General features: G+C 49.2%; 7 protein-coding genes and 2 tRNA genes. 6 read left to right on the top strand and 3 right to left on the bottom strand.

All coding sequences use genetic code 11. From position 1 onward, the window contains the following. Positions 1-353: 353 nt before the first annotated feature. Both DWY25_RS17440 and DWY25_RS17435 read left to right on the top strand, forming a co-directional pair. The gene (locus DWY25_RS17440) at positions 354-791 is read left to right on the top strand and encodes a MarR family winged helix-turn-helix transcriptional regulator (RefSeq protein ID WP_117896389.1); all 438 of its coding nucleotides are present in this window, start codon (positions 354-356) and stop codon (positions 789-791) included. Continuing rightward, a complete protein-coding gene (locus tag DWY25_RS17435) occupies positions 788-2122 on the top strand; it encodes an MATE family efflux transporter (RefSeq protein WP_117896387.1) in 1335 nt (444 codons plus the stop codon). The genes DWY25_RS17440 and DWY25_RS17435 overlap by 4 nt, the downstream gene beginning before the upstream one ends. Positions 2123-2272: 150 nt before the next feature. On the opposite strand, the gene DWY25_RS17430 is transcribed toward DWY25_RS17435, so the two are convergent. Continuing rightward, positions 2273-3067, bottom strand: a complete 795-nt coding sequence (locus DWY25_RS17430) for a MerR family transcriptional regulator (RefSeq protein WP_117896385.1) — start codon at positions 3065-3067, stop codon at positions 2273-2275. A gap of 61 nt (positions 3068-3128) precedes the next feature. Here DWY25_RS17430 and DWY25_RS17425 point away from each other — a divergent pair, with 61 nt between their 5' ends. From DWY25_RS17425 to DWY25_RS17410, 4 genes are all read left to right on the top strand, one after another. After that, entirely contained in the window at positions 3129-4439 is a 1311-nt protein-coding gene (locus DWY25_RS17425) for an MATE family efflux transporter (RefSeq protein ID WP_244926009.1), read from the top strand. Further along, the gene (locus DWY25_RS17420; protein ID WP_006059528.1) at positions 4424-5158 is read left to right on the top strand and encodes an N-acetylmuramoyl-L-alanine amidase family protein; all 735 of its coding nucleotides are present in this window, start codon (positions 4424-4426) and stop codon (positions 5156-5158) included. The genes DWY25_RS17425 and DWY25_RS17420 overlap by 16 nt, the downstream gene beginning before the upstream one ends. Positions 5159-5291: 133 nt before the next feature. Further along, positions 5292-5368 (top strand) — tRNA-Ile (locus DWY25_RS17415). Positions 5369-5386: 18 nt separating this feature from the next. Beyond that, positions 5387-5462 (top strand) — tRNA-Ala (locus tag DWY25_RS17410). Between the two features lie 498 nt (positions 5463-5960). Here DWY25_RS17410 and DWY25_RS17405 read toward each other — a convergent pair. Together DWY25_RS17405 and DWY25_RS17400 are read right to left on the bottom strand one after the other, a co-directional pair. Next, positions 5961-7148, bottom strand: a complete 1188-nt coding sequence (locus DWY25_RS17405; protein ID WP_117896381.1) for an MGDG synthase family glycosyltransferase — start codon at positions 7146-7148, stop codon at positions 5961-5963. Positions 7149-7211: 63 nt separating this feature from the next. Beyond that, positions 7212-8216 carry an LTA glycolipid anchor biosynthesis glycosyltransferase, IagA/BgsA family gene (locus tag DWY25_RS17400; RefSeq protein ID WP_117896379.1) on the bottom strand — a complete coding sequence of 335 codons (1005 nt, stop codon included), beginning with the start codon at positions 8214-8216 and terminating at the stop codon, positions 7212-7214. Positions 8217-8487: the final 271 nt, after the last annotated feature.

Here is an 8487-nt window from a genome sequence, read left to right as displayed (position 1 = left end):
ACCAGCCTTGAACTTTGGGAGCAGGGGGAGAGGAGGAAGAACTCGGAAATCAGGAATACCCTCCAGGCAAGAAACTGACGAGGGGTTCTGAAAGGCTTTGCCTTTTAGAATGATGCTTGCATCATTTTTCTTGCTTTTATGGATGCCTCTCTATCGCAGCCAAGGCAGAATGTCTTAGCATGACATTGATATGAAAAGACAAAATGCGGAACTCAGATCAGGATTGACATTCAGGTCGCTCATTGGTATAATGCACGATATTAGTCTGATATCGGACTAATATAACATAAGTTTGTCCTGTAAAATAGAATTTATAAACGATTGTTTCTAATGAATCAGGAGGAGGAAGAACGATGACGCATGAGATTCAGACGTTAATGCTGGAATATTATGAACTGTGGGGACGCATGGATGCGGTCTATGATCGGTGGGCAAAAGCGCATGGAATGACCTATACGGAGCTGATGGTTCTTTATGCGCTGTGGGAAACGAAACAGTCGATAACACAGCGGGATCTGTGTCAGGAGCGGCATTTGCCAAAACAGACGGTGAATTCAGTTCTGCACGCCCTGGCGAAGCGCCAGCTCGTAGTTTTTAGGGAATCCGCACTGGATCACCGGCGCAAGGAAATCCTTCTGACACAGGCAGGAAAAACGCTGGCCGGCGACGTGATCCAAGAACTTCAGGCTCATGAGATGCAGGTAATCCAAAGGGTTGGTATGACCTCGATGAAAACAATGCTGACGGAAACGCGGCGGTTCCTCGAGGCATTTGAGGAGGCAGGAAAATGACAAAAACATTTTTTAAATATGTAATTCCCTCTATGCTGGCATTCGCCTTGTCAGGGATTTACGCAATTGTCGACGGTTTCTTTGTCGGCAACAGCGTCGGCGATCAGGGATTGGCGACAATCAATCTGGTCTATCCGCTGGTCGCTCTGATCCAAGCTGCGGGTACCGGCGTCGGCATGGCCGGCGCGATTCATTTTGCGATTGCCGAGGGAGGAAAGCGGATTAACGAGCGCAACCGGTATTTCTGGATTACATGCGGACTGTTGATCGCGGTCAGCCTGCTTCTGACCCTGGTGTATCTGCCGCTGAATAAAACGCTGCTGCACCTTCTGGGAATGCAGGGACAATTGGAAATCTATGGGCTGCAATATATGCGGGTTATCACGGCAGGCATCTTATTTCAGGTGCTGGGCGTTGGGCTGGTGCCGTTAATCCGCAATATGGGGAAGTCGCTGCAGGCGATGGCGGCGATGATCGCCGGCTTTCTCACGAATATTGTTCTGGATTATCTCTTGGTCTGGATCCTGCCGTATGGTCTGCCGGGCGCGGCGGCGGCCACGGTGCTGGGGCAGGCGGTAACGGTGCTCTGGTGCGCCGCGGTCTTGTTTCCTGTCCGGAAAGCTTTAAAAGCCCAATGGGATAAAGGGTGGGAATATCAAACAACGCGGATTCTGAAGCTGACGCCTTCCCCGCTGGGACTGACCTTTGTACCGAATGTGACGTTAATTCTGATCAATTGGAGCGCGATGCAATTCGGCGGTGATCCGGCGGTCAGCGCCTATGCGGTAATCAGCTACGTCTGCTGTGTGATGCTGCTTTTGCTGCAGGGGGTGAGCGATGGAACACAGCCGTTATTTAGCCAATATTATGGGGAACAGAAACCGGATAAAGTCCGCCGGGTGCGGCGTCTGGCGTTTCAATTTGGTCTGGCCATTGCTTTGGCGAGTGTGCTTTTACTGTATGGTCTGCGCTATGAGGCGGCTGTCCTGTTCGGAGCCTCTGAAGAAATTGTCGCGATGGTGGGGGAAAGCCTGCCCGTCTTTATTCTTGGCTTTGTGTTCGTCGCGATATCGCGTATCGCGATTTCCTATTTCTATGCCACGGAGAAGAATAAATATGCGTACCTGCTTATCTATGGCGAACCGTTGATTTTAGCGGCGCTGCTGCTGATCCTGCCGCAGCGATGCGGAATTGCGGGCACCTGGGCGGCAGTCCCGGTATCGCAGCTGGCGGTTGCGGTTCTCAGCTTGGGTTTGCTGAAAAAGGTACAGCGGAAACAGGAAAAATTTCGAAGCGAACAACGGAACCAGACCGTGGAAAAAAGTTGTTAATGAACGTGATCGGCGGGTATCGACATTGTATTCTTTGTTTACCGGTCTGTCCTTTGCGAAACCGTCTCGTTTCCTTGACCCCAGTAAGAACAATGAGCTGCGGTAATTAATATAGAAAAGAAATGCCAGTTTAAGAAACCAACTGTCTGATCAGGCGGGGATGACCCGTACCTGAAGCTGGGTTACATACTCTTCGTAGCGTTGAGTTTCATGGATGTCGATTAACAGAAATTCAAGAAAATTTCCTGCAGGTTTCAGATGTTGATTCTCGATCGTTTCCTGCAAAAGCCGCAGATGCTCGTTGTGGGTATCATAGCGCCCACTGTAAGTCAGGGTGAGATAATCGCCTGCTTCCAAGGTGAAATCGTAGGATTCATCTTCCGTGCAGATAAACACCGACGTACAGCGGACTGAACCGTCGGGCTGCAGCTCAAGCATCGAGCCGGTATCAACGTTGCCGAGAATGGAGAGTTGTTCCTCCAGACGTCCGGACAGCTTCGTCAACAGAAAGTCGATGTCCTCGTCGTGTTCAATGTTTTCTTTCAGAAGCAGACAACGCCGCTTTTCAAATGTTCGCCGGCAAACCTGATTCATTGGCTCGCTGAGCGCTTCCTCGAGGCTCTGACGGCGGTTTTGCACATCCTGAAGGTCTTTCTTCATCTCCTCGATACGCTGCTGCAGAATGGCTTCCTTTTCGTCCAACAGGCTGCGGGTCGTCGCGATGGAGCGGGCGTCCAGATAGGTTTTGATCTGACGGGTGCTGAAACCCAGCTTTAACATATCGCGGATGACGTTCAGCCGCCAGATATCGCTGAGCGAGTACAACCGGTAATTCCCTTCGCTGCGCTGCGGCTGAATCAGGCCGATTTTCTCGTAGTACCGGAGGGAATCGGCGCCGATATGGTATAATCGGCAGATTTCCTGAATCTGATATAGGTTTTTCATGTGTTCACCCCTTGACTTTAGTATTATACCAAGGTTTATACTGATTCAGAAAGGAGGAAGTATGAGTTTAAAACGAAAATTTATACGCTTTGTTTTGCCGTCGATCGCTTCGATGCTGGTATTTAATTTATATACGATGGTCGACGGGATCTTTATTGCCAATTATGCCGGGGAAACGTCGCTGGCCGCTGTCAACCTGGCGATGCCGTTCATCAATTTCATGTTTGCTTTTTCTCTGCTGCTGTCGATCGGCGCGTCGACGTTGATTTCGATCCATCGAGGCGCGGGGCGAACGGAGCGGGCAAATCAGCTGTTTTCGATGAATACGGCGGTGCTTTCGGTCTTGGCATTGTTCATTTCGGTGAGCTGCGTGCTCTTTGCCCAGCCGTTGGCGGTCTTTCTGGGAGCCGGCAGCGATACGCTGAATTATGTAACGGAATATCTCCGGATCATCGGGGGATTCGGCTTTTTCTTCATTGTGTCTTATTCGTTTGAAGTCTTAATTAAAGCGGATGGTTTTCCGCAGCTGTCAACCTTCGGCGTGCTGTTAGGCGCAGTGACGAATATTGTATTGGACGCCTTGTTTGTCTTCGGATTTCATTGGGGGCTTGCGGGGGCGGCGTGGGCAACCGGTATTTCGCAGCTGCTGACGTTTCTTGTCTTTTTCAGTCATTTTCTGTTCAGCCGGAAAACCCATTTCCATTTTACGCGGTTCACATTGGATTTATCGCAGTATCAGCGGATTGTGCCAATCGGCATCGCCGACTGCATTACGGAATTATCGGCGGGGGTCATCGTCTTTGCGTTTAACCATCAGATTTTATCCATTATCGGAACCTCCGGCGTCGTCAGCTACACCGTGATGACGTATGTCTATAATCTGGTGTTGATGGCGTTTGTGGGCATTGCGCAGGGCTGCCAGCCGTTGGTGAGCTATGCCGTGGGGCAGCAGGATTCGAAAACGATCAAATTGGTCTATCGTTATGGCCTGACGGCGGTCGCGCTGACTTCGGTGCTGTGCTTCGGCGGCTGCTGGATTTTTACGCCGCAGATCGTTTCGGTCTTCATCCGGCCGCAGGAAACGGCGTTATTTGGCAGCACGGTAGCGGCGTTCCGCCTGTATTCCTTCTGTTTTCTGATCATGGGCTATAATGTGCTGACTTCCGGCTTCTTCGTTGCGCTGGCTAAACCGAAAGCGGCGCTGACTTTGTCGTTGGCCCGGGGAATCGTTGTGATCCTGGCCTGTCTGCTTGCGATGTCGTCGGCTTTCGGAGCGTTGGGAATCTGGCTCACGCCGACGGTGAGCGAGGGCTTGTGTCTGATCTTAAGTTTTATTTTGTTAATCAAGGCGAAATCATGGGCAGCGGCATAGGACCGCTGCTTTTTTCATACAATGAAGCGATGAAACGGTTAAAACGGAAATGCTGGGCAACAGGGAGTTTGATTGTACTGTTGATCGCTGCTTTGGTGATGCGGGCGTTTAGCCGCGCGATCACAGTCATGTCCGATACGCGATTAAGCGGAATGACGATTGTGATTGATGCGGGACATGGGGGAAAGGATCCGGGAGCGCGGAGTCAGGCGATCGACGAAGATGAGATTAATTTAAAAACGGCGAAGAAGCTGCAGCGGTTATTGGAAGGCGCGGGCGCTGAAGTGATTATGATCCGCGAGGAGGACGTCGATCTGGCGCCGGCCGACGCGAAGAATGCGAAACGAGCCGATTTAAAAAGACGGGTTGAGATCATGAATCAGCCGCAGGTGACGTTGTTTGTCAGCATCCATTGCAATATTTCGCTGGACAGCCGGGTCCATGGGGCAGAGGTGTATTATCAGCAGGATAATGAAAACTCGCATCAGCTGGCAGCCGCGGTGCTGGAACGGCTGCGGTCGGTGACCAATTCCAAGTTCCAGCCCAAAACGGGGAATATTTATATTTTGAAGCAGACGACAACACTGGGAATTCTGGCGGAGATCGGATTTTTATCCAACGGTCAGGATTTATCCGCTCTGCAGAAGGATGAACACCTGGATGAAATTGCTTACGCGATCTTTCAGGGGATCGACGATTTCGTTAAGATTCTGGAATAATGCAGATTTTGCGGGCGAGGGGAACCGGCGGATCAAAGTGCTGCGAAAAAAATCAAAAAAAGTTTAAAAAGTTGTTGACACTTTATTTTCCTCGTGGTATATTTATTAAGCATTCGATGGGAAACAGTTAATTGGGCCTGTAGCTCAGGTGGTTAGAGCGCACCCCTGATAAGGGTGAGGTCGTTGGTTCAAGTCCATTCAGGCCCACCATCGAATTTAAATATACATGGGGTATTAGCTCAGCTGGGAGAGCGCCTGCTTTGCACGCAGGAGGTCAACGGTTCGATCCCGTTATGCTCCACCATGTTAATGAGATTATTGGGATATCGCAGTAAATAGCGGATCCCTTTTTTTTGTTTCAAGAGTCTTGAAAAAGAATCTGTGCGAGAATATCTTAAGATAAGAAGATAGCAACGCTCGTGTTTAAGCGAATGAGTTCCAGAGTGTATAAATAAGATTAGAAATGTAGTGCATTTTAAAATTTAAGTGGTTCAGGAAAATAGGGTAATACACGGAAATCAACAATTTTCAGATATTGCTTATCAACAAAAGATGGAGCAAATCAGGACTGACCGCCATAGTTTCTGAACTTAATAGGATAGAAAAGTAGTAATGAATAAAAAAACATTGGAATCATTCTCTTTCTATCGGATGCGATACAAAAATAATTTCTTCTCCATCTGATAATATTGAAGACTATTTCAATCCTTAGATAAACAATAGGCAAAAAAAGCATCCGCTTTGCGGATGCAGAGGAGCGCGGATGGAAAAAAATCAATCTTAACAAGTAAAGACAGTCTAGCTATTCATTGATATCCAGGATTTTGTTCGGATCAGTCTTGCTCTGGAATCGGACTTCCGTCTTTCCGTTAACCGTATTCATAATAAAGTCAGCAAGTTGATCGGCGGCGTTGTAAGGGCTAAGGCTTTGCATCATCGCTGGCAATGCCTGTGCCCGGCCAAAATTGTGGAAAAACTGATACACGGCTTCGTCAGCCCCAAACGTTTTTGTAAGACGTAGGGAAACTCCGTTGTTGACGAGAAATTCGGCGTTACGTTCTTCATGGCCGGGAATTGGATCTGTAAGAAACATCGGCAGTTTTTTGGCCAGCGCTTCGGAAACTGTCAGACCACCCGGTTTGGTGATTAGACAATCCGCGGCGCTCATCAGAATTTCCACATTCTCAGCGAAGCCGTAGACGAAGAGCTGGTAGATTCCGTTGAGGCTGGGTTTCATCTGGGTCAGCCGTTGAAATTGTTTTTGATTTCTGCCACAAACAGCGAGAATCTGAAGCGGCAGCCCGGTTTTAGCCAACTGCACGATGATTTTCTGACTGTTGGAATACCCCATACTTCCACCCATGAGAAGGATCGTGGGTTTAGCAGGATCGAGTCCCAGCTGAGCGGTGGCGTCTTCCCGGCTGACAGCCTGTTTGAATTTGGGGTGAATCGGAATGCCGAAGGGAAGCAATCGTTCCGCGTCAAGGCCGCGTTTCAGTGCCGCGTGTGCAAGTAATTCGCTGGCAATCACTAGATGTTCGATTGCCGGCACGGTTTCCCAGAATGGATGAAGCGTGTAATCAGTGACGATTCCAATCGCCGGGATAGCCAGCATGCCGCGCTGTTTTAACAGATCGATCAGCTGCGCCGCAAAAATATGCGTGCAGACAATGAGGTCCGGTGAAGTTTCCGCGATCAGATGACGGATGTTCTCTAATCCTCGAACGTTAATTCGGTTTATCAGCGCAAACAGGAACGTCTGCCGGCCGTGGATTTCGGCCTGTCGGTAACAAGTACGGTAAATCCGCGGTGTATATTTTGAGGCCAGTGTGTAGCCACTGCCGATCATCCTCTGCACGGTCGGACTAACGTGCTCGTAGAGATCGACGGTTACGACATGGGCGCCTCTGGCGGTCAACGCCAAGCTTACGGCCTGGGCGGCTGCGATATGTCCATAACCGGCGGTAACTGAAAAAATTAAAACGTTCATCACGAATACCTCCTCAAAATTCGGCGTTGAATGTACCGGCCAGCCGCGGATAACCTGAACCGCTTATTCCTGAAGCAACTGTTCATAAACTTCGCGTAGGCGCTTGCCGATGATTGGGATGCTTCTCAGCTCAGCGGTGATCCGGCCAGCCGTTCTTAAATCCGGCAGGCGATGTTCAGTACTCGCTTCTACCAGACGTGTAAATTCGTCAACATTGTGTCCTTTAAAGCAATTGACCTGGTCTTTCAGCCACGGCTCGTAGACCGGAATGTCACGCAGGATAATCTGTTGATACGAAGCCAGTGCTTCCAAAACGACGATACCTTCGGTTTCTTCGTGGCTGGGGAAAAAGAATGCATCTGCGCCGCAGTAAGCTCCCTCCAGGACAGAACCGCTGATGTAGCCGGGAAAGAGCACGTTGGCAGGATGATTCCGGATGACAAGCTGGCGGACATCCCGCGGAATAGAGTACAGCGGCACATGACCAAACCAGATAAACCTGATGTGCGGCAGACGCCGGGCCACTTCCACAAAGTCATCGATCCCTTTACGCTTAAAGAACAGACCGACGGAGATCACGACTTTTTCATCCGGCCGTAATTGGAAATAGGTCCGGAAATCGCGGATTTTCGCTTCACTGTAATGAAACCGATCAAGGTCGATGCCGTTGCTTAACGCATGGATCGGGATCGAGATTCCGTAGCTTTCCAGCAATTTTTTGGAATACGGCGTCGGCGTAATCAGATGATCGGCTTGAGAATAGATCTGGATGAGCCGACGTTTGAAGACCGGTGCGATCGAATTGGAAAACAGAAATGAATTCCGAAAATCTTCCTCGGTACTGTGCGCATGGACGACGATTTTCTTTCCTTTCCGCCGGGCGCTCCGGAGTAAAGCGGAACTGCACGGCCCGATAGTGTTCAGGTGAAGGATATCGTAATCCTCATCAGGATTAGTCGTATAAGCGATACCGGCACTGTCCAGCGCTGCCATCTGATGCTTCATGGCCTGGCCAATGCCAGATTTGGAGATAATATTTTGACCTTCGAAATACAGTAAAACTTTCATTTCTGAACTTCCTCTCTTGTGTATTGTTGTATTAATCAACTAATACAATGGTACAATTAAGCTAAGATAAAGTCAAGTTTCTTTTTCCATTGGCGTGGTGAGGAATGGAAATCGGGACTGAAATGAAAAAGGACTTCCTTAAGTTTTTAAAGTAGGGAAAATTGTCGAAATGAGGAAAATAACCCAAGGGCATTCTCTTTGTTCAGACAATAAAAGACAGAGGCTGTGACAGATAAGGGATAGGAAAAAATAAAAAAATGCGTAACTTCGA

This window comes from Holdemania filiformis, from assembly GCF_003459085.1.
GTDB classification, from domain to species: Bacteria; Bacillota_I; Bacilli_A; order Erysipelotrichales; family Erysipelotrichaceae; genus Holdemania; species Holdemania filiformis.
The sequence above is the reverse complement of the archived record's forward strand: the minus strand, read 5'-3'. Positions and strand labels throughout refer to the sequence as shown.

Bases quoted from the DNA above. Each gene is read 5' to 3' on its own strand.
- DWY25_RS17440 (WP_117896389.1), top strand. From the start codon at position 354: ATGACGCATGAGATTCAGACGTTAATGCTGGAATATTATGAACTGTGG.
- DWY25_RS17405 (WP_117896381.1), bottom strand. From the start codon at position 7,148: ATGAACGTTTTAATTTTTTCAGTTACCGCCGGTTATGGACATATCGCA.
- DWY25_RS17420 (WP_006059528.1), top strand. From the start codon at position 4,424: ATGGGCAGCGGCATAGGACCGCTGCTTTTTTCATACAATGAAGCGATG.
- DWY25_RS17435 (WP_117896387.1), top strand. From the start codon at position 788: ATGACAAAAACATTTTTTAAATATGTAATTCCCTCTATGCTGGCATTC.
- DWY25_RS17400 (WP_117896379.1), bottom strand. From the start codon at position 8,216: ATGAAAGTTTTACTGTATTTCGAAGGTCAAAATATTATCTCCAAATCT.
- DWY25_RS17425 (WP_244926009.1), top strand. From the start codon at position 3,129: ATGAGTTTAAAACGAAAATTTATACGCTTTGTTTTGCCGTCGATCGCT.
- DWY25_RS17430 (WP_117896385.1), bottom strand. From the start codon at position 3,067: ATGAAAAACCTATATCAGATTCAGGAAATCTGCCGATTATACCATATC.